At 37.5% G+C, this 21352-nt stretch carries 17 protein-coding genes and 2 pseudogenes; 6 read left to right on the top strand and 13 right to left on the bottom strand.

The genetic code is table 11. The features are described 5' to 3' along the window. The first annotated feature begins 19 nt into the window (after nucleotides 1-19). From ACTBZY_RS15555 to ACTBZY_RS15545, 3 genes and pseudogenes are all read left to right on the top strand, one after another. Nucleotides 20-1543 (top strand): PQQ-dependent sugar dehydrogenase, encoded by a 1524-nt coding sequence (locus ACTBZY_RS15555; RefSeq protein WP_463047264.1) that lies wholly within the window; start codon nucleotides 20-22, stop codon nucleotides 1541-1543. A 166-nt stretch (nucleotides 1544-1709) separates the two neighbouring features. Then, nucleotides 1710-2597 (top strand): annotated as a pseudogene (locus ACTBZY_RS15550) (DUF6588 family protein). Between the two features lie 10 nt (nucleotides 2598-2607). Next, complete coding sequence (locus ACTBZY_RS15545) at nucleotides 2608-3240, top strand: hypothetical protein (RefSeq protein ID WP_463047263.1); 633 nt, start codon at nucleotides 2608-2610, stop codon at nucleotides 3238-3240. A 102-nt stretch (nucleotides 3241-3342) separates the two neighbouring features. On the opposite strand, the gene ACTBZY_RS15540 is transcribed toward ACTBZY_RS15545, so the two are convergent. Next, entirely contained in the window at nucleotides 3343-4089 is a 747-nt protein-coding gene (locus tag ACTBZY_RS15540; protein WP_463047262.1) for an acyl-CoA desaturase, read from the bottom strand. 311 nt (nucleotides 4090-4400) lie between these two features. Between ACTBZY_RS15540 and ACTBZY_RS15535 the strand changes: the two genes are divergently transcribed. Then, entirely contained in the window at nucleotides 4401-4817 is a 417-nt protein-coding gene (locus ACTBZY_RS15535; RefSeq protein WP_463047261.1) for a hypothetical protein, read from the top strand. Here the strand turns inward: ACTBZY_RS15535 and ACTBZY_RS15530 are convergent. The 7 genes and pseudogenes from ACTBZY_RS15530 to ACTBZY_RS15500 form a co-directional block, all read right to left on the bottom strand. After that, on the bottom strand, nucleotides 4795-4956 hold the full coding sequence (locus tag ACTBZY_RS15530; RefSeq protein ID WP_463047260.1) for a hypothetical protein: 162 nt from the start codon (nucleotides 4954-4956) through the stop codon (nucleotides 4795-4797). The genes ACTBZY_RS15535 and ACTBZY_RS15530 overlap by 23 nt on opposite strands. A 222-nt stretch (nucleotides 4957-5178) precedes the next feature. Then, nucleotides 5179-5763: pseudogene (locus ACTBZY_RS15525) on the bottom strand (serine hydrolase domain-containing protein); the annotation flags it as partial. Between the two features lie 101 nt (nucleotides 5764-5864). Beyond that, the gene (locus ACTBZY_RS15520) at nucleotides 5865-6842 is read right to left on the bottom strand and encodes a hypothetical protein (RefSeq protein WP_463047259.1); all 978 of its coding nucleotides are present in this window, start codon (nucleotides 6840-6842) and stop codon (nucleotides 5865-5867) included. Nucleotides 6843-6923: 81 nt separating this feature from the next. After that, nucleotides 6924-8693 carry a M43 family zinc metalloprotease gene (locus ACTBZY_RS15515; protein WP_463047258.1) on the bottom strand — a complete coding sequence of 590 codons (1770 nt, stop codon included), beginning with the start codon at nucleotides 8691-8693 and terminating at the stop codon, nucleotides 6924-6926. 13 nt (nucleotides 8694-8706) lie between these two features. After that, a complete protein-coding gene (locus ACTBZY_RS15510; protein ID WP_463047257.1) occupies nucleotides 8707-9057 on the bottom strand; it encodes a LytR/AlgR family response regulator transcription factor in 351 nt (116 codons plus the stop codon). Nucleotides 9058-9143: 86 nt separating this feature from the next. After that, complete coding sequence (locus ACTBZY_RS15505) at nucleotides 9144-10547, bottom strand: hypothetical protein (RefSeq protein ID WP_463047256.1); 1404 nt, start codon at nucleotides 10545-10547, stop codon at nucleotides 9144-9146. Between the two features lie 92 nt (nucleotides 10548-10639). Beyond that, nucleotides 10640-10744: a 3-coathanger stack domain-containing protein gene (locus tag ACTBZY_RS15500; protein ID WP_463047293.1), complete on the bottom strand. Its 105-nt coding sequence runs from the start codon at nucleotides 10742-10744 to the stop codon at nucleotides 10640-10642. 359 nt (nucleotides 10745-11103) lie between these two features. Here ACTBZY_RS15500 and ACTBZY_RS15495 point away from each other — a divergent pair, with 359 nt between their 5' ends. After that, on the top strand, nucleotides 11104-12612 hold the full coding sequence (locus tag ACTBZY_RS15495; RefSeq protein ID WP_463047255.1) for a sensor histidine kinase: 1509 nt from the start codon (nucleotides 11104-11106) through the stop codon (nucleotides 12610-12612). A gap of 12 nt (nucleotides 12613-12624) precedes the next feature. Beyond that, nucleotides 12625-12915 carry a sensor histidine kinase gene (locus tag ACTBZY_RS15490; RefSeq protein ID WP_463047292.1) on the top strand — a complete coding sequence of 97 codons (291 nt, stop codon included), beginning with the start codon at nucleotides 12625-12627 and terminating at the stop codon, nucleotides 12913-12915. Here ACTBZY_RS15490 and ACTBZY_RS15485 read toward each other — a convergent pair. From ACTBZY_RS15485 to ACTBZY_RS15465, 5 genes are all read right to left on the bottom strand, one after another. After that, complete coding sequence (locus ACTBZY_RS15485) at nucleotides 12904-13548, bottom strand: response regulator (RefSeq protein WP_463047254.1); 645 nt, start codon at nucleotides 13546-13548, stop codon at nucleotides 12904-12906. The two genes, ACTBZY_RS15490 and ACTBZY_RS15485, sit on opposite strands and share 12 nt — an antisense overlap. Before the next feature lie 185 nt (nucleotides 13549-13733). Then, entirely contained in the window at nucleotides 13734-15344 is a 1611-nt protein-coding gene (locus tag ACTBZY_RS15480) for a hypothetical protein (RefSeq protein WP_463047253.1), read from the bottom strand. An 8-nt stretch (nucleotides 15345-15352) separates the two neighbouring features. Further along, on the bottom strand, nucleotides 15353-15670 hold the full coding sequence (locus tag ACTBZY_RS15475; RefSeq protein WP_463047252.1) for a hypothetical protein: 318 nt from the start codon (nucleotides 15668-15670) through the stop codon (nucleotides 15353-15355). Between the two features lie 7 nt (nucleotides 15671-15677). Continuing rightward, nucleotides 15678-19085: a hypothetical protein gene (locus ACTBZY_RS15470; RefSeq protein WP_463047251.1), complete on the bottom strand. Its 3408-nt coding sequence runs from the start codon at nucleotides 19083-19085 to the stop codon at nucleotides 15678-15680. A 111-nt stretch (nucleotides 19086-19196) separates the two neighbouring features. Next, nucleotides 19197-21149 carry a hypothetical protein gene (locus ACTBZY_RS15465; RefSeq protein WP_463047250.1) on the bottom strand — a complete coding sequence of 651 codons (1953 nt, stop codon included), beginning with the start codon at nucleotides 21147-21149 and terminating at the stop codon, nucleotides 19197-19199. Nucleotides 21150-21352: the final 203 nt, after the last annotated feature.

Raw genomic sequence — 21352 nt, 5'->3', positions numbered from 1 at the left:
ATAACCCAATTCTCCAAATATGAAATTCGTCACTTTTACCTTCTTCGTTTTGGTAATTGGTCAGGTCATAGGCCAATGTGACATTCCGCAAATAAGCCCTAGAGCCACTTTGGTAAACTATGGAGAGGACGTTACCTTAAACACTATTGGCTGTACTGGTGGAATAATAAATTGGTCGAATGGCATGACTGGTAGCACGATAAGCTTTGCTGTTAATAAGCCTACAAGTGTTTACGCCACTTGCACAAATGGGGGCTGCACTAGCCCAAACTCCGAAATTGCTGGAATTGGGATTAATTATAGTTATTCCGACTGTAATGAAACAGAAAATGTAAACTCATCACTTGACAAAACATTTCAGAAAACTCAAGCATCCGTAGAAATCAATGGCAGCTCTTCCATAGAAGATTCCACAAACGTGCTATTTGATGCTACTCAAAGGATAAATCTTCAAGAAGGTTTTGAAACAAAAGAAGGTGCAGTTTTTCAAACTGAACTTACTGGCTGCAAAGAGCTAAATACCGCAACCGTAATTACAGGATTAAATAGACCTTGGGAAATACTTTGGGGCGAAGATGACCACATTTGGTTTACCGAGAGAATAGGAAAAGTAGGTAGAGTAAATCCTGTCACTGGCGTAAGGTCCTTAGATTTCACCATTGTAGATTGTAGTCAGTTTAGCGAAGGTGGCCTTTTAGGCATGGCACTAGACCCTGCCTTTAGCAGCAATAAATATTTATACGTGGTGTATTGTTACTTTTTAGAAGGTCAAGCACAAACCAACCCAAACTACCGAGAAAAATTAGTGCGATATACTTATGATGGCGTCAATAACACATTGACAAGTCCATTTATAATAATTCAAGACATTAAAGGCTGGAACACCCATAACGGCTCTCGACTAGCTTTTGGCCCTGACGGAAAACTATACATGACCACCGGCGATGCACAAGTGCAACCATCTGCCCAAGATGACAATATTTTGAATGGAAAAGTGCTTAGAATAAACCCGGATGGAACTGTTCCTCCTGATAACCCTATTTCTGGCAATTTCCTTTGGAGTAAAGGGCACAGAAACGCTCAAGGCTTAGTTTTTGGTAATGGAAAACTATACTCTACAGAACATGGTCCAAGTACTAATGACGAAATCAATATCATTGAAAAGTCTAAAAATTACGGCTGGCCTTATGTTCATGGCTACTGCTTAGACAATACACTTGGTGGTGAGCAAACTTACTGTGAGAACAACCAAATCACCGAACCAATAGCCGCTTGGACTCCCACCATTGCCACGGGTGGGCTTGATTATTATAATAGCTCCGCTATTCCACAGTGGCAAAATTCATTACTACTAGCCGTACTAAAAAACCAGCATCTAAAGCAAATGAAACTTGACCCAACGGGAAGCTATATCACCGAAATGAGAGATTATTACGTCAGTATTTTCGGGAGACTAAGAGATATATGCATAGCACCTGACGGCAGAGTTTTTATTTGTATTGACAGCAACTCTGGAGCCATCATCGAAATTTCTCCCAACTAGTCACGAATTGACTAATACTTCTATTTTACACTTTGAACACAAGAGGACTTAACTGAAAGCAGTTAATGATTAATTTAACAAGATTGCTTTTTTGCTGGTAAATATAATTTTAACTAACTTATACTTAATTAATTAAGTGTTTTCAATAGTTAATACATCAATAGCCATGAAATTAATCTCCAATATTGTTCTCTTTGGAATAGTTTTCAGTTTTTCAAAAAATGTAAATGCCCAAAGCACCGAGTACTTTTTAAACTATTACCAAGGTCAAAATCAAATAAATTATTTTCAACCTATTTCAGATGTTTTAACCTCTCAATTGAATAATGGTTTTACGGATAGAATGCCAATGGAAGATAAGTTTCACATTGGATTAAAGGTGGTGGGTAGTGCCTCCATTTTCCCTGGAAATAAACTAAAGACTTTTACGCCTGTAAATTAGAACGGTGAAGCACTTTCGTTTTCGGTACCGACAGTAATTGGAGACAACAATGCAGTAATAGTGGAAAATGAAAACGGAACGGCAACTACTTATCTCCCTGGAACTGGTAGCAGATACATCCCCTTACTAGCACCCCAGTTAAACATTGGTAACTTTTTTGGCACGAGTATAAGCTTCCGTTATTTGCCCTATAATCTAAAATCAGAAGGTGAAAAATTTGGTTGGTTCGGAGTTGGTTTAAATCATAACATTGGCAGGTATTTTATGAAAGATGAAAACGCCTTCTTAGTTGCCCATCTAGCTTATCAAAATATTAATATTTCAAATTACTTCGATTTAAACACGCAAAGAGTCACCGTGAACTATGGTAAGCAATGGGATAAGGTTTACGTCAATTCATTTCTTGGCTATCAGTCAGGTAATTTAAAGGTTGATTTCGATTTTGAAAACAGCGATGGAGACATGGAAAACTTTGCATTAACGCTTCCAAACAACAATAAGCTCGTTGGAGGTTTAGGAGCTGGAGTCAAACTTAGTGTACTGTCAATAAACACAGAATTCACCTTTTTACAACCAACCGTTTTAAGTCTTTCTATTGGCCTTTCAATTTAAAATAATAGTCATGAAAAAATATTTAGCTCTGTTCATAATCCCATTCCTTTTCTCTTCTTGCGATTTTAGTAAACTCACTTTTGTGGGTACACTAAATGAAACCATAAGGTTTGACCTAGATACCACTGGTTCATTTTCTAGTATTGAAGAAAAAAGCTCAGACGAAATTGCAAAAAACATTTTGGATCTTAATTTAAGCTCTGTCGAAGATTATAGAGTCACAAAAGTGAATATTCGGGATGCGGAGTTAGACTTTATCTATTCTAATGGTAACACGGCTACAAAGCTTGACAATTTTCATCTAGTATTAACCGATAGAGAAGGGCTTAAAGATGTTGTTTTTGCAAATTTAATTGAAACTGGAGTAGAGCTTCCTGGCGAAAATTGGGAATCTCAAATTGCTTCACAAATAAAGATTAGCAGATACCTCAATGCTGTGGGTGTTGATGCTGTAAGGGAAATAGTTGAAAAGGCTTTACAACTGCCTTCTAGCACTGAGGGAATCGTTATGAAAGCTGAAGGAACAATACCAGATGGCGAGCGGTTTAAAGCTGTACTTCTTGTAAATCTGGTGATTGACATTGAATATGTAACATGTGAAGAGGTCATGATAGGAGTGGCTGGTGAGGCTTGCGTAGATTGACGATTTAGATTGGATATTCCCCAAAATTCATGAAATAGTTTATAAAAAACACCTATCGCTAAAAGCAATAGGCGTTCACTTAACTGAAGTTTACTAATTAACTTACATATAATTCAAGTCATTATTCGGTTTTAGCTTGATGAGATTTACTGCGTTTAAAATTTTTATAATAGGATAGGTGGGGTCAAACTCGTGCCACTTTATTCCAAAATTTGCACGTCCACCAAACTTGTGATGGTTATTATGGTAGCTTTCTCCCATCATTAAAATATCAATAGGAAGAAGATTTCTGGCGGTGTCATTCACATCAAAATTTCTGTATCCATATTTATGTGCATACCAGTTAATAATGACACCATGCACAGGTCCCATCAAAAAATGAATAGGGAGTAAAAGAAAATAAGCCCAATGATCTGCAAATTGAATATAAAACCAAACATAAAATACACCCCAAGCTAAACGAACAAGCCATGAATCTCCAAGTTTCTCCATAAATGGCCAATTAGGTACATTCTTTTTAAACTTAGGCTCTATACTGTCCTCTTTGTGTAATATGGTGTTATAATAATCTTTGGTCTTCCACATCATATCCAAAAGGTTCTTTGAAAATGACGGAGAATGTGGATCCTGAGCCGTATCAGCATGGGCATGATGCAACCTGTGCATGACGCCATAAGCGTATGGACTTAAAAAAGATGAGCCTTGAAAAATGAATGTCAAAACATAAAAGAACTTCTCCATAAAAGGACTCATCGTAAACATTTTGTGAGCCGCGTATCTGTGCAAAAAGAAGGTCTGTGCAAAAAGCGACAGATACCAGTGGGCTAAAAAGAAAGCGATAATTATCATTAGAATAATTAAGTGAAATGATTGAATCACAAATTTAGGTGCCCCGATACTCTGAAAAAATGACTTTGGTCAGGATAGCTTAAGTAAAATTCTTCCGAAAGTACAAAATAGTCACAACTCACTTATAATCAACTATTTTGTGTCATACATGAATACATTTCGCTGCTCAAGTTGAAACAGGTATTATAGATAAAAAGTATCGGTAGCGTAATCCTGAAAATTATTTTATCGTAAGTGCTAATAATAAAATCACAGCAGCGTTTAGACTTGTCGTTTTACCATTTCTGGCACCAAAATCAATTAAATTTAGAATGTCTCATCTTAAAAGTATACTTGCTCTTATTATTCTGGGAATCACAGATGCCTTCCTTATAAGTCACCCAAATTTGTTAGGAAAACTTGGTGTCTTCGTTTTCAAATATGGCATGATTAAAAATTTCCCGAATGCCCTATTGACGGTTTTTGTCACCTTAGGACTTTGTTATGGAATTGCCTTTTTCTTAGAAAAAAACAGGCATCAGCAATGGGCAAAAATGGTCTTAATAGGTTTTACTGCACTCGCTCTATTTATTCTGGCCCAAGTAGTTTTTAAGTTCAGTGGTGGAACCTACGCCCGTACGGGCAAATCTTTCGTATGGGGAATGATGTTATTACCAGTGCTCATGCTTTATATTTTTGGCTCTGTTTGGTTTACTTCATCAAAAATCAAAACGGATCAATTGCCATAAAGCTTCTTTGAGTACTGACGAAGTTCATAAGCACTTCCTGTTGAGCCAAGGCCATTTCTTGTTCTAGGCTTGCCTTGGTGTAATCTGCGTTAGAATCTGAGATGATGGCTGCCGCCAGCCCTGTTTGTTTATCGATCATCCAACCAGATTGCATACAAGGATGGCTACTATACATATAAAGTCGCTGACCCTAAACCGTGTCCCCAGTTAGGGCTATGAGGCGATACTGTGGTATACGGTGCCATTAGACAGGAATTAATTAAATCTTTACGTGTTGTTTGGCCGTCCAAAGCCGTGGCCAATTTCAAACGAGATTTGGCATTGGTGACTACATTTTCTTAGCTTTTTTAACGCTCGAGAGTTAAATTATAAATATTATTGACAAGATTTCCCTGTCCATGTACTTGACCTCATTTCTAAGATCTGTCTGACTTGTTCCCAATTTTGTAACCCCATCCCCCAAGGGTGAGAGAACGTTTTCTTTTAGAAAATCATAAAATGGCTTGCCCGAAACCTCCTCCACAATCATAGCAGCCACAAAGTAATTGACGTTCACATAATGATATGCAGAACCTGGAGTGAACTCCTGAATAGCATTATCAAGCATTCATGATAAATGCGTTTTATGACTCAATTCTTCCCGGGTATTGACCAAATCTCTCTTTTGGGCATCTACAAAAGAACCCAATGTATTCAGTAATAATTGAGCAAATGTTATTTCCTTCAAGCTCCAAGAATATTCCTTAGTAAAATATTTCTTATACAGCAAAGCACCCGAGCAAAACACCTTATCTATCAGTTTAAGCTTCCCTCCTTCTACCAATTTCATGATAGCCATTCCTGTGTAAGGTTTACTACAGGAGGCTATTCTAAAAATATGATCTGCCGTAACAGGTGTACCCTTTGCTTTGTCAGCCACGCCATAGCCTTTCAGATTTACAATTTTCTCATTTTTGAAATTGCAAGGTTAACTTTAAAAAATAGCCACATTAAAGTTGATATAAACTACCCCTTAAGTCTGTCAATCTGTTTCATAATGCTATAAAACTATTCCGCTTTTCTCCTACATCTTAAACTATAACCTTCACCTCTCGATGGTGGTGTTTCTGAATAAGCATTTTTTAAGACTCCAGATGCGGTCGAACTTGTAAATAAATAAACATTAGGATATTCGGATATAGAAATTGGAGTAACGGAGTGGTGATAAGCTCCAATATCTCTGAAGCCACTGAATACACCCGCCTCATCTCTTGTTCCCGAACCTGTAATTTGAAGTATGTTATTTATCGCTCCATCATTGATATAATTTGGAGAATTCCAAAATTCGATACCTAAAGATTTAGCATAAGAAGCTACAGGGAACCCTCCTTCCATATTATAACCATATGGGCATACACTTTTTCCCCCATTAAAATTATAGTTCAACGCATAATAATTGTATAGAGCACCATATTCTTCACCATTGGCCATATTGCCATCAGGCCAACAATACGCAGGAGTATGATTAGCAGCGGCAGCAGCCCATTCCCCAGCTGTAGCTGCATAAGGAATTGGTGTTCCATCCATATATTTCGTACTTTTTAGATTTTTTATTAAGACCACATATTGGGCTATTCTAGCCCAATCATATTCATTCCCATCGCCATCTAATACAGGTTCAAGCATTTCAATATCAATAGCTGAAATCCCCGATTTCACTAAATCACTTTTTGAGTATCCTGCACTCATTAAGCGTTGAATAGCAAACGGAGGAAGAGAACCGCTGCAACTACACGCCAACTTAACAATCTCCAAATCTGTTTGTAGGCTTCTGGTAGAGTCTGAGGATGAGCTATTGCCTACAAGTGAGGCGAGGGTCCTTGAAGCCAGTGTGCCATCCGCTTTTTTTACTACCAAGTTTTCTTCTGAATTATCCACTGGCATTTGCTTCACTTTCATGGTGCCAGATACTTCCATGTCTTGAGCTTGGCTCATTATTACGCTACCTATAATCAAGGCCGCTAGTAGAATACTGTTAACTTTCATTTCAAAATTATTTAAGGTTGATTCAAACTGTTTAAAATCTTATCCCTTTTATTAATCACTTATAAATAAGGTGTTCTATTTCTAAGCACAGCCATTAGTATCGGCTATAAATGTGTTAAATCCATCCGCTATAAAACCTGGATTTAGTGTAACATTAGGAGCTGACTGAGTGGAGGGCGGCACCTCAAAAGGATCTTGAAATGTCAATGTATAATCCACAGTGCTCATGGACTCTCCGCTGACCACATTACCATATAAATAATCCGTCATTTCTAAAGCTCCTGCACATGCCCCTCTTATAAAAAGTAGGCAATCGTACACATTGCTATATAACTGTCTATCATATGCTCCAAACGAATAATTAGACCAGTTGGATCTAAAACGCTTCTTATACGCTCCAGTTTTAATACTTGAATCTAAAAACAAACTATCTGACGCATAACTACCATGTCCCAAAGCCACCATTTCAGTATTTTCAAACACTTGGTTTTTATTTAAATCAATCCAAACTTTATAAGAGTCTGTGTAATTACCCCAAGCTTCCCATTTAAATCTATATTTCTGTTCTACATCCATAGCTCTAAGGTTGTTGGCATAGTCTTTAATTTCGTCTGTATATGTATTTGTTGTGATATACAATCTGGTAACATTGTTAGCATCATACATTTTCATTCTCCTAAGTTTAAAAGAACCGTCTGAATAAACAGACCCAATGGAATAGCCGTTTTTGGCAGGAATAGAGGTTGCCACAATACTATAATTTGTTTTAGAGTTGGCTGCTTTAATTCTGTAATAGGGCGTTTGGCCAGCCATGTAATTAGGATCAGAAAACGCTCTAGTATAACCCCCTACTCCACCAATGCTTACAAAACCAGAGGACGGCGAAGTGCCTCTTTCTATTAAAAAACCGATAGCACTGGAACTTTCAAACCACCGTACTTTGAGCTGCGAGTTAAGCTCAAATGCTCTTACATTCGAAATAGTGAGGGAGTCGTTGCTAGGATAGGTAAAACTATACTGATGACCTGCAGATACTATTAAATTTAATCTGACGGCATGTACTGCCCGTGTACTTTGGCCAACCGTAAATTCCGTACTACAGCCACCCGAATAATAGGACATATAGTTTATCCTATTAGGACTGTATAATTGACCATTTGCATCTTTAGCTGTCCATATGTAAGTACTAGAAATCTTGTCATAAACGTTTGGATAAGTATCTGCCGGAGTGTCGCAAACGTAATCTCCTGCTGTAGAACAATTGCTCCCGTTTACCAGCTCAACTACAGAAAATGTTTCAAATGTGTGATAAAGATTAAAGTAATGCCCCATTTCATGAATAAGGGTTTCTCCCAATTGAAAGTTTCCATTTCTAACTGACAACCAGTTATAAAATTTATCGCCTGATGGAAAATTTGACCTGCCTCCTACGTTGGAATAATTGACATAGTAAAGGTTAATAGCATCGTTTTTATTATAGGCCAAAAGAGCCAATGAATCATTATAATTATAGCCTCCGTCTAATTCATCGAGTATATAATTGTCTATATAGATAATATAATCTGCCAAATAAAATGGAAATACAAGCGAATAGAATTTCTCATTTAACCTTGCAAACTCATAAATAAACTGGGGGAAGTCGTAATAGTTTGAAACACCATTTCTGTTGGTCAAGTGAAGCTTTACAGGCACATAAGTATTACCAGAACTTGATATGTCCTGAAACGTGTTAGCTAATTGTTCTATCTTCTTTACATCTTCTTTAGAAAGTGGATTGGTTACACAGAAGTCTGTCTGAGCAAAAGAAAAATGAGAGATAAAGAGTAAAATAAGAATTTGTAAATTTTTCATTATTCCTAACCATTTATAGACCATTAGATTTACGCTCGCGAATTCTTTTATAATCTGCCTTTTTCAACTTTTCTAAAAGACCTGACTTCCTTCTTCTGGCCAGCAAAACCTCCTTTTGGTTACTAAGGCTAAGTTTACTTTCACTCATAGCCTCTATCTCTCTTAGGTTTACGATAAACTTCTTATGGGAGCGATAGAAAGAACTATTCACCCTTTTCTCTAGAATTTTCAAAGTGGTGGCAACTATATAAACGCCATCAGATTTAGTGTGGATATGGGTATAATTAGTGTCCCCTTCAAACATTACTATTTCATTTGGGACTAGATTAAGACGTCCTCCCACGTGTATTGTTTTATTCGTCATTTTCTTTTGTAAATGGTTTCAATAAATCAGATTTAAGTCGCCGATTAAAAACAAAAATTACCTGCTTAGGAACAATATAGGTTACACTATCTAATGCTTACCAGAACCTCTATGAGCCCTGTTTCAGAATCCATATTTTGAAGAGCCTTCCCGATGACTTGCCCTGCCTTTACTTTCTTCGGAGTTGCCTTCATGGCATAGCCTAATTTTGAGGAACTAACCAACATATCGCCTCTTTTTATCTGGCCATTTTCATTACAAACTTTCGTCGGAATAACACCTATTACTCCCATGGGAAGTCCAGAACTATCGTCAATCAAATGTTCTGATAATAAAATACCAGGCTTAGTGGCATAAACTCCTGCGACTAAGGAGGAATAAGGTGAATTTGATTTGGTAACCTTTCTATCAAACTTTTCGGAAATCATTAAAACATCGCCCTCTTCATATTGCTTACTTAAACCTTCAAACTCAAAGAATTCCGCCAGATCTGCACCTCCTGGGTTTACGGTTCCCGCGAAATAGCCATTCCCTGTATCACTAAACCGAATTTTATTAACCCCTGATTTTTGCCAAAGGGCTAAATTAACGGAAGTGCCAGCTCCTGAATAGTTCACTACCATAGTATTTGCACCATAACCATTACTTTCTACCACCAAGGCGGGCTGTATATTTTGTGGACTTAAGGCCGAGTTTCTATTTATTTGAAAATACCCTGCAATTCCAAGACCTGTATGATAACCCTGCACCCCTATTCCAGTGCTACTGGCATCTCCAAAACCAAAAATACCCTGACCCGTAACACTAGTTACTCCGGTAATGGCAGCCCCAGCTCCCACTGTAGTTGCCAAAACAGCTGGTTCAGTATTTGAAGCATTTGTAATCTGAAAATAGGCTGCTCTTCCCGTCCCGCTGCTCGTTCCAAAAACCGCAGGACCAGAACCGATGGTACCATTCCAAGAGGCTGGTGCCGTACTGGAAGCGTTGTTGACATAAGCAGCCACCGCATTTCCTGTTCCGTTGGTGTACCCATATAGGGCGATGCTATTATTTGAAGCTTTGGTTATCGTGAAATTCCCTCCAGGCCCTGTTCCTTTATTATAAGATTGAAATGAATGTCCACTTCCATCCGTCTCAGATTCTAAAGCTGAGGCTGTATTACCTGTATTATATATACCAAATTTAGCAGCAATTCCAGCACCTCTGGTGCCTGCAGTTAACGACTCTGAATTATTAATCGCATTATGTATCCAAAAGCCGGCAGCTTTCCCGGTGGTTCCATATTGGAGACCATCTACGGCTGCTCCAGATCCATAACTAATTCCTTTTAAGACTGGCGAATAATTGGCAGGATTAAGATTGGTGAATTTTCCTGCTATGCCCATGTTTTTTGAATTGATGATACTCAAAGAATCTGAATTCATGAGCACAGATTGAGCTTCTGCTCCATAAACAATTAGGAATATGACTATAAAGTTGAAATTTTTCATTGCGGGTATTTTTGTATACACAAAAGTCAATTCCTTATCTTCTTAATCAAATAGTCAAAAACATTGAAATAGTCTACCTAAAAACTGGTAGACTACTGACAGCTGCCCAAGAGTTTGGTCCTAAAAACAGCATTCAATCCAGTGCTAAAACCTGGATTTAGCTGAATGTAATTACCGGCTTGATAACTTGATTCTATGGTATGGACACCCGAAGTTTCAATGGAAATATTGGCCAGCTGGCTTATAGCCTGAAGATCATTACTGGCATTGCTCCATGAAGTTCCATCAATAGGCTACTTCCTGTGGTTATTACATATCTTATATTCCGGGCATAAACTTTTGTAGACGAGAATAATAGAAATACTAAAAATGATTTCTTCATTGTCATATGCTTCGTGTGCTAGATTATTCAAATTTCTCTGAAAATCCCCAATGAAGAAATACATGGAAACATTGAATTGAACTACATAAAACCATGAATTTTAATGCTCTATAAGCATATTGCTCGAGGCATGACTTTGATTTTGAAAAGAGAATTTCCATCTTCCATTCAGAAATGCCTCTTCAACATAAAATACTACTAGGGCTCATTATTTTATTAGCCCCTATCTCGGCCAAATCGGAAACAGGTCTGAGCAGAGATTCTCTCGTTACAGCCATCAGTTACCTAGAAAAGCAGCCTGCTTCTATTAACAGAGATACCTTGTTGATGTTTTACTATAACGACCTTTGTGAAAAAAGTATTTTTAGTGGTGATTCCTTAGCAGATGTCCGATTGGAACAATTTAAAATAGCTCAAAGTACAAGCAAATGGCCTATTGCTAAAGCATTGTATTTAAGAGCCCTTGGCAAAAAACAAGATAAGCTTGGTGACTATCAAAAAGCCATAGGATACTACCTAGATGCTTTGCAAATCATGGAGAAAAATAACTCCAGTCAAGAGCACATCGTTTACACCAAAATTCTGCTTGGTTTTGTAATGCTCAATAGCGGTAATAAAAACGAATGTATCAAGCTTTTTAAAGAAGCAGAACCCGCAGCACTCAAACTTAAAAATAGCAGCCATGCCATTTGGATATTAGACTTTTACGCAGACAATACCCTGTTTAACGCCAAAGAAGAAAAGGGATATCTCGCTGCACTTGAATACTACAAAAGAGCGGAAGCTTTATTGCCAAAAAGCTTAATTGAAAATCAAATACCCAATAATTTACAGGGTCAAGCCAAGGTTTATCATTTGTTAGGCAATGAGAAAAAATCTGAAGAATATCTGGCGAAAGCATTATTTCAAGCAAAGCGAATCCCGAACTACTTTGTACAGTTTAATATCTATACCGACTACGCAGAAAATGCATTAAAAAAGAAGGCATTTAACCAAGCTATTCAATATCAATTAAAAAGTATAGCTGCGGCAGAGGACTTAGGATATCTTGAGTTTATAAATAGAGGATATCACAACTTATATGGCGTTTATAAAGCCGCAGGAAACGACTCAAAGGCTTTAGAAACTTTAGAATATTATAATATCCTTGAAGACAGCCTCATGCGGCAAGAAGTAAACGAAAAATATGCGGAACTAGAGGCTCAATATGCATTTGAAAAACAACAGAACAGGATTCAAGAGTTAGAGAACAAACAACTTCAATACTTACTCTGGACTTTGGGAGCAGCTCTTATTATTGGTGGTTTAATTGGTTTATATCTTCTTCGTAATTCAAGAAGACTCCGCTCGCTTAACCATTTACTTTCAAAGCGAAATAAAGATATAGAAGAGGCTCTAGACACTGGAAAGATACTGGAACAAAAAAGAATGTCAAGAGAACTTCATGACGGTGTGGCTACTAAAATAACAGCTCTAAAATGGAAAGTTGAAGCCAATGAGCAGGACATTAATGCCCAAGTATATCAGTCTGTAGTTAAAGACCTTGAAAAACTTTATGAAGAAGTAAGGTTCATTGCCCATAACCTCAGACCTTTGGAGTTTCTTGACTTGGGTTTGAAAAAAGCTATTGAAAACCTATTTGAAAACCTCAACAAACAGTCTAAAATGAGTTTCAAATGCTAGGTTGCAGATGAAATCAATCAGATAGATAAGCCCCTCCAATATCACATTTTCCAAATAGTCTTAGAGCTTTGTATTAATACAAAAAAACATTCCAATGCCTCTGAAGTAAATTTAGATTTATCTGTGGATAAAGGTGTTCATCTTAACTTTAAAGATAACGGTAATGGTAAGTACTCGGAAACGTCTAAAGCTGGAATCGGGCTCAAAAGCATGGAATCCAAAGTACACAAATATGGAGGGCAGGTATCGATTAAGAAAGAGGAAGGATTCCAGGTCATTATAACCCTTCCTTTAGCCAATTAATTTATGCTGCATAGCATACTTCAATATGCCAATTGAGTTTTTTACGCCTAGTTTTTTCAACACATTATGACGGTGCTTTTCTACCGTTGCTACACTCACAAATAACGCTTCAGCTATTTCCTTGGTAGACATTTCCTTTCCAATAAGCTCCACTACATCTATTTCACGACTGGTTAGGGCTTTTGTTTCATGATGTTCGTCCAGAAAGTTTTGCTGACCAACACCAGAAGGATTTAGTAACTCCGTCAGTACAGATTCGCTGACATACCTTTTACCTGATGCCACAGTTGAAATAGCCTCTTTGAGTTCTGATTTAGAAGCCTTTTTCATAACATATCCCAAAATACCAGCCTGAAAACCTTCTTTGATGGTATCATAATCTTCCGCTACCGTAAGCATCAAGATTTTGGACTTAGGTTTTGCCTTTCTTAGTTTTAAGGTAAAGGAGCTACCGGTCATTTCGGGCATATTATAATCCGTAATAATGAGGTCAAAATCTTCAACAGTACAAGCGTCTAGTGCCTTCTCTGGATTATCAAAACAAGAAACACTCGTCACCCCTTCCAATCCTCTTAAAAGAAGTGAAAGACTTTCAAGAATTAGTTGATGATCATCAAGAAGGGCAATTGTCATGGATACAGCTAGTTACTGAAGTTGAAAATAAAGATTTTTTGACAGACTTTTCAGTAACCAATGTATGATTCTTTTAAATAACACTCATTAAGTATCTTACTTTCAAATGAATAATCGTGTATTCAAGTCTCTTTCGTTATTTAAAAAAGTCTCGACTCTCCCTGTTCAAATAATACAATTTAGTCTTAATTGGTAGGGGAAAACAAACCTACCACCCCTGATGGAGCTAAAAAGTATGCACCAGTTTCTACCAAAATACTTTTGGCTTCTGCTGTAGTTGTTGGAGCTATTTCACATCTTTCGCCATTCGGGATTATGACTTTATCACAGGCTCTTGGCACTTCGTTATTTGACCAGTTTTCTGGGGTATGCCAGTCTGAATTTATGGAGCCCATAAAGCTAACGGTTGCCGAAGGTGCCGAAGCACAGTTCCAAATCGGGTTTTTATAAAATGGTAAAGTGAGTAGTCTGGCTGAACACTCTCCCAGTTGGTAAGTGACAAATACGGTGTCTTCCCTAACAGCAGCCGCATTAGGTTTCCAAAAGTTATTATCGTTATCTAAATCTCCCCCTGACACCAAAACCCCATTTTCTTTAACCTCAATATTTAAGAGATAAGGAGCAGCACTAGGGTCAAACCCTACGAATAAAGGACTTACCGCTTGCCCATCTACTATTTCATTGGGGTTCTTGCTGAAGATTAAACCTTCATTGTCAAATTGGTTTAAATAACCAGAAGGCAAACCATTCTCGAGTAAGGGAGAAGAAAGATAAAGAGCCCCTGTATTATAAAAATCTGTGGCAGCTTGTTTATCAATACCCTCTATCTGCATATATCCTATATTATGAATTAAAGTACCAGATGCTCCACTTAACTCCAAAGAATCTAACATCACAAAATCCGAACATTCATCATTAAACAAGGTATTTTTATCCCCTAGTATCAAGGCCTTTGAAGCGACTGTGCTACCCGCTCCAATATTTAATTTGGCAGATTTTATGTTCTCTATTGTGGTCGTATTTGAACTGATAGCCATGGAAGAAAGCCCCGTTTTATAGTAGTTCTGAATGTTTATTGTTCCTGCATTTGACAAGTTCCCTCCATCCACCAATTTAATACCTTCCCTGGCATTATTCAAGTCTAGGTTTATCAGACCATCATTGCTTAGGCTCGTTGCGGCAGCTAAAAGAGAAATGGCGTAGACTCCTTCAAGAGCCGTGGTTGTAGAATCTACATTCTGTATGACCCCATTTTCATGATTTATAAGTTCGGCATTACCACTTAGTACAATGTTATCTGCGGCAGCATATTTGAAAGAAACCTGACCCTTATTATTAAATGTGCTATTGGTACCTAAGCTTAAACTTGAAACAGAAGAACTCCTCAAATCAATAATTCCTTTGTTTTCTAGTTTCCCTGAAAGCGACAGCGAACCATAGCAAGTCATGGTACTGCCTGTCTGGTTTAAAAAACCTATGCTTGAACCTATACTTGCTTTTCCATCAAAAACTATAATTCTCTCGTTCAAACTATTTGTGCCGAATATTTTTGCCGAAAATAGCCCGCCAGCAGAAATATGGAGCTTCCCAAAATTGCTTAAAGAAAGTCCATCCAAACCATCATTGGCGTAATTATAAATAAATATATCTCCTTGATTAATAACAGAGCTACTGGGTAAGCCATTTATACCATCATCACCGGTATTGCTTATTTCTAAATGGTCATCTTCTCCTATTATTACAGCATTGGTTCCTTCCATCTTTATTCCGCAACCCGAAACATTTCTAATTTTCACATTACTATTTATGTAAAACCTAGCTTCATTTTGCATGAGAACGCCATGCGTAGTGGAGCATCAATTACAAACTCATAAATGGGCGTAGTTTGATAAGTTAAAGCAGCATTATTCTTAAGAACAAGCCCTCTTATTTCAACGCCACCCGTAGCCCAAACACTATCGTTATCTATAACCGCGATATGAAAAGATTGTGGTACACCTATAGGATCCCAATTATTGGGGTCACTCCATGAAATTCCATTGCCATTGGCAGTCCAATAAATCTGAGCATTACTTAACATACAACTAAATAAGAGCATCAGGAAAAGTATACATTTCTTCATTTTATAACTAGTTAAAGGGATTTACATCTAAAACGGCACCTTGTCTAGCCTCAAAAATCCCATTTCCTAAAGTCTCTATACTATGAGCTCTAGCCTTGGTGTCCTCCGGAATTATTACTCTATAATTCATCATAACTTTAGTACATCCATCTGGTACAATTTCTTCTACCCAACTCTCTGGTGTTTGCCAACCACTCCCATAAACATAACCTGTAGGATGTAAGGTAGCCGTCCTATAAACACCTCCGCAGTTTGGCGATTGCCTCACAGGTATTTTCAGTATCGTTTGACAACCTTGCCCATAGCTAACTGGGGCATAAAGTGTGTCTAAGTTAAGACTGCTTTGATTCACCAAAATGGTGTTACTTGCCGTAGTGAAATAGGCCGCTACGGCGTTTAGGCTTTCATTATTGTATAAATTTGTGAGCTTGAAAGGAGCTCCGCTAGTTTCATAAGCGGCATTTAGTTCTTTAATTCCATAGGAAGGCTTTCCATTTATAATCCCTGTTATTAAGCCATGGTTTTCAAAAAACTGCCCTTTTCTGATACCCACTCGATTTTCTAATACACCATAGTTTTTAATCCTAAAATTGGATTTATTAGGATCTGAACGGCTCAAAAAACCATAATTGATGGTTTGAGATACAAAGCTCCCAGTCGTTTTTATATAACCACATATTTCATTTTCGGTAATGTAATTTTGATTTGCCGTATCAATTAAGATCACGCCTCCACCCTTATTAATGATCCCTCCCGTAAGTGCGATATCACAATGCTTCACTTTGACATTCCCGTAATTATGCAAGGGACCAGAAATAGCAGTTTGTGCAACAGAAATAATAATGTCACCATAATTGGTACAATCGTCTGATATCTTCAAGCCGACATTGACCGAATCCGCAGCAATTAAAGCGTTTTGATTGTTGTAGAAATACATTGGATTCGTAGTAGGACTGATTAAAAGATAATTAGAGACATTATGCCCCAAAATTTCGCCATGATTTGTGAGAGACGAAGTCTGAATCCCTTTATCCAATTCTTTCATATCTATAAGCCCAGAATTAATGATATTTACGGCTATGATAGGGTAATCGCAGGAATCTAAAGTCAGTGAGGCACCAGAATTGTTCAAAAATTGGCTAAATTGTGTCGTACCATATGTGCTGTTTTTGAAGTGTATATTTCCATTATTTTCTAAAATTCCGGCCGTGTAATTTTGCGTTCTGAAACCGTAATTGGCGTGATTGACAATAACGTTTCCATCATTTCTTACATTCCCTGAAGTATTTATGGCGTAAGCGGATATTGCGTCAAAATCCATTACACCATTACTCATATTATAAGTATGATAAGTGGCACCTCCCGTATAATTAATACCTGTTTCCGTATTTTTTATAGTTAATAAGCCATCATTTACTAAAGAATCCGGAGTCGAGAAAAGGATGGCGTTTACAGGGGATGAATTAATGGTTATGTTCCCTTTATTTATAATTTTAAAACTGGCTAAAATAGAGCCCTGTTGGGAAGTTATAAATTCATAATCCGTTGAATCAATCACAATTTCACCCCCCAGTTCATTCACAATATAGGTATCCACTATTTGCCCTTTAGGAATATGAATGAAACCACTATTCACAAGTGTATCAGCTATCAGTTTATTTAATTCTAACAGTTCCCCATCGTTTATGAGTTGTCCGCCAGTGATAAATATAAGGTCACCTTTAATCACTCCTGTGGCCGAATTCTCCAGTCTTTGAGCTCTTAACTGAGGACCTTTGAAGTTAATCACACCCTCATTAAAAAAGTCATTGGTGTTACTTAAAATAGATACCGAAGATTTATCTAATACCGCTAATTCTCCCTTATTTTCTAATTTTCCATTATTCAAAATACCATAACTCCCAGAAGTTATACCAACGGAGTCAATAGTCAGCACGCCTAAAAAATCATTCAAAACCTCTCCAGTACTATTAATCTCTATAGCATTTAGTGAACTATAGTTCATATGGCACTCGCTATTATTATAGAACAGGCCATTTGTAATTATTGGATAATTAACATCCATAAACACTAACTCTCCGCTACCTATATTACGAAATGCAGACCCCGAAATGAGATTATAAACACCAATATTACTTTCAGAAATATCAAGTGTTCCCGAATTAATAAAACTAGATGAAGCCAAGGTATTATAGATACCAATTCCTCCGGTCCCATTATCCTTGGCCAAATCCATACTACCGGAATTGATAATTTTACCTTCGTTTATGAAAAAGCCATTGCTCGATTTAATGATGCATTGGTTTGTATTTTTAAATCGGCTGTAACTTCCAGTATTCAATATTGCCACGGAGGTAGCGTAATCGATGCTTAGGGTTCCATTATTAATAAGTGAATCCGTGTTGTTTTCATTTATAATTCCTTTGGGGAAGGTTCCTTGAATTAAAATAGTACCAGAATTCACGGTTTTAGAAGAAGTATGAATTCCACTCGCCACTGGGGAGTTAATGGAAATATAGCTGGTATTTGTAAAATCATTGCCGCTTAGTAAAATGCCTGTATCACCTGCATTATTAAGGTACATGTTTCCCGAATTTATAACGGTTCCGGCAGTCGACTTAAAATCTGAATCTATTGAATTGGTAATGGTGAGCGAACCGGCATTCTTAAAATAAGCCGTATTCAAAACGCCATCATCCGTCCCGTTTATTTGGTTAGAACTCCCACTATATGTTTCAAAATGTGCACCTGTTCCCATGTTATAAACACCTTGAAGACCTGCAGTCAAAATACTAAAGGTTTCGTAGTTCTTAAATTCACCAATATTTTTGACACCGTAGTCGGTAGAAGAATTGACCGCAATTGACCCGTAATTTATAATTACGCCATCGTTTCCAATACCACTTTCTAGCGAATTTTCTATAAGAAGTAAAGGAATATCAGCGTCTGGCTCTAAAAGCACAGTACCGGTAACCGATATACTTAAACCCAAGTCCGAGGAATTATTTACTTCCAGAAAACCAGCATCAAATATCCTTATGGTACCGTCATTTAGGCTGACACCATTTGCACCACTTTGGTTAATATCTATTTTGCCCATTATAGTAACATAAGCCTCATCATCTACATGGAATCCATCACTTGTAGCATTGGATATAGTGAGTATTACCCTACCATTGACATCAAAAGTAGACTCCTTAGAATTCCCTTTTACCTCTAAGCTTTTTACGTTGGCATCTTTTTCTAAAATCACCTGACCATTGTCAATGACCACATCGCAGATAGCACAGGGAATCGTGTTTGTATCCCAGTTATCTGGGTCATGCCAAGTCTTCTTATCACCTCCACCATCCCATGTAATAGTTTGTGAAAAAACGCAAAGAGGTAACAAAAAAATCAGGATAAAAACTTTCATAGTATCGGGCTAATTGAATTACAAGCTATGAATCCATTCACCTACAGATAGCTTTAATGTAATGATGGTCGGAAATAGTGTATAAATGGCATTCCTCTTGTGTAGACCGCACTACTCCATGGGGTCAAATAAGCCAACTATTCCCGAAGGAGCTAAAAAGTAAGCACCGGTTTGCACCAAAATGCTCTTCGCTTCTACTGTGCTCGCTGAGGATATTTCACATCTTTCTCCATTAGGAATGATGACCTCATCGCATTTCCGTGGTATCTGAGCAGGAGACCAATTACCCGCTGTGTGCCAGTCTTCTGATACATTCCCTGTAAAGGTGAGAACCGTTGGAGATGGGCAGTCAGAAAATGATAAAAATGGTATATGCAATGACCTAATCTCACAACCCGAACCGTTCGGCCTATAATTGAAAAATATAGAATCTTTCCCCGCCGCAATGGCAGGGGGAGTCCAGGAATTTGAAGCTGTAATTATCTGACCCGCTGGCGTAAGCAGACCACTGCCATTTTTAACAAAAACACTACCTCCTGTAATATCAGCATTGCTGAAATTGGCAGCCCTGATAATTGGGTTAACCGTAAGCCCTGTGACTATTGGAGCTTGCAAGGGATGATAAACTAGCCCAGAATTAGAAATAAGATTAATAATGGACGATGGCGAATTTAAAGCTAACGCTGAATCCGCCATATAAACTGCCCCAGAATTTGAAAATACAGCATTGGTTGCCTTAGAGAATCCTTCAATTTGAAAAAAACCTGAGTTTGTAATACTCGTGGCTATAGTTCCTTTTAATGCCAAGGAATCTTCCAAAATAAAATCGGCACAGGCGGCATTAGTCATTTTCACCCGAGAGTCCATCTCTAAAGCTAGGGCGGTAGAAGTAGCTCCTTTTCCTATCTTAAAATAAGCCGTATCTGCATTTATAAGCACAATGGAATTAACGCCATTTGCTGCATAGGTAAGACCCTTATTGTAAAAATCTCCAATATAAAAATCACCCACATTTTCTATTATGGCCCTGTTACTTACTTTAACTCCTTCTCGCTTGCCCATTATGGACAAATTAACAAGACCATGATTAGTAATTTTGGTATCTACACCATCCATATTTATGATATACTTACCCGGTAAAGTACCCACAGCAGCATTTGCTAATAGAATTACACCATCCTTCGTATTGAAAAGTTCATAGGCATTTTGAATAACCAAGGCATCTGTATTACTAGCTTTTAAATTTATATCTCCCTCATTTGTAAGCATATTGTTGGTACTTAAAATAAGCCCAGTTCCCGTAGAATTATAACAGTTTAATTTGCCCTGATTAAAAAAGTCACAAATTATATTCAGCGTGCCGTATGTTCTTATTTCTGCTGAGGAGGTGTTTATAAAAGAAGTGCTATTTTGGATAGAGATACCATCTTCTGCAACAATTTCTCCTTCATTTAACCCATTAGAACCTGTTATTACCATAGAAGAACCTACGGTGTTTTCTATCTGAATATAACCTTTGTTGGTAAAACTATTCACCTCTATGCCATTAGTTCCTATGTTCTCAATATAGAGCTGCCCTTCGTTAAAAAAGAAATCGCCTGGCACACCGTTTATTCCAGCACTGTTTGCCTCATTTATATATAATAAACCCTCGGACCTAATAATTAATGAGCCATTGGCCTGTAAATCAACAGCATTTAGTGCAGACTTAAGAATATGCATTTCACCGGTCACATATAATTTGGCGGAGCCATCAATTATCACGCCTTCTCCTGTACTGTTTTCAACGGTGAAAATGTCAGACGAATTGCTGGACACTTGTACCAAAATAGCTCCTGGCAGTAACTCCAGACTTCCGATGAGTACCTCCTCCGAAACTATGACACTGTCACCTTCTATTTGAACCAAATCTTCTTTTTCTGGAAGTGCATCTGCTACCCAATTTTGAGGATCTCCCCATTTTAAACCATCACCATCACCGTCAGAATCGCCATCCCAGACGCTGATTTGGGCATGGCTAACAAAAGGAAGTAATATTAAAACAAAGAGTACTTTTTTCATCATGACATACACAAATGATACAGAATATCAAGCTATGAAAACCCTTCCTAGCAGACTTAAAAACTTTGTGGTTGGTTGTGTTTTCTGTGTGGATGGATAAAATAGAATTAGCAATTAAATTCCTCATTTAAAAATCCATTTATAAAAGTTCTTTATGAAGGTTTATATTATCATGAACTATATACAACTAAAGAGCTGCAGTAAAC

This window comes from Arcticibacterium sp. (assembly GCF_055134445.1).
This window is presented reverse-complemented; position numbering and strand designations above follow the sequence as displayed.

Excerpts from the sequence above, each read along its gene's own strand:
- ACTBZY_RS15555 (WP_463047264.1), top strand. The coding sequence starts at position 20 with ATGAAATTCGTCACTTTTACCTTCTTCGTTTTGGTAATTGGTCAGGTC.
- ACTBZY_RS15545 (WP_463047263.1), top strand. The coding sequence starts at position 2,608 with ATGAAAAAATATTTAGCTCTGTTCATAATCCCATTCCTTTTCTCTTCT.
- ACTBZY_RS15540 (WP_463047262.1), bottom strand. The coding sequence starts at position 4,089 with ATGATAATTATCGCTTTCTTTTTAGCCCACTGGTATCTGTCGCTTTTT.
- ACTBZY_RS15535 (WP_463047261.1), top strand. The coding sequence starts at position 4,401 with ATGTCTCATCTTAAAAGTATACTTGCTCTTATTATTCTGGGAATCACA.
- ACTBZY_RS15530 (WP_463047260.1), bottom strand. The coding sequence starts at position 4,956 with ATGATCGATAAACAAACAGGGCTGGCGGCAGCCATCATCTCAGATTCT.
- ACTBZY_RS15520 (WP_463047259.1), bottom strand. The coding sequence starts at position 6,842 with ATGAAAGTTAACAGTATTCTACTAGCGGCCTTGATTATAGGTAGCGTA.
- ACTBZY_RS15515 (WP_463047258.1), bottom strand. The coding sequence starts at position 8,693 with ATGAAAAATTTACAAATTCTTATTTTACTCTTTATCTCTCATTTTTCT.
- ACTBZY_RS15510 (WP_463047257.1), bottom strand. The coding sequence starts at position 9,057 with ATGACGAATAAAACAATACACGTGGGAGGACGTCTTAATCTAGTCCCA.
- ACTBZY_RS15505 (WP_463047256.1), bottom strand. The coding sequence starts at position 10,547 with ATGAAAAATTTCAACTTTATAGTCATATTCCTAATTGTTTATGGAGCA.
- ACTBZY_RS15495 (WP_463047255.1), top strand. The coding sequence starts at position 11,104 with ATGCCTCTTCAACATAAAATACTACTAGGGCTCATTATTTTATTAGCC.
- ACTBZY_RS15485 (WP_463047254.1), bottom strand. The coding sequence starts at position 13,548 with ATGACAATTGCCCTTCTTGATGATCATCAACTAATTCTTGAAAGTCTT.
- ACTBZY_RS15475 (WP_463047252.1), bottom strand. The coding sequence starts at position 15,670 with ATGAAGAAATGTATACTTTTCCTGATGCTCTTATTTAGTTGTATGTTA.
- ACTBZY_RS15470 (WP_463047251.1), bottom strand. The coding sequence starts at position 19,085 with ATGAAAGTTTTTATCCTGATTTTTTTGTTACCTCTTTGCGTTTTTTCA.
- ACTBZY_RS15465 (WP_463047250.1), bottom strand. The coding sequence starts at position 21,149 with ATGATGAAAAAAGTACTCTTTGTTTTAATATTACTTCCTTTTGTTAGC.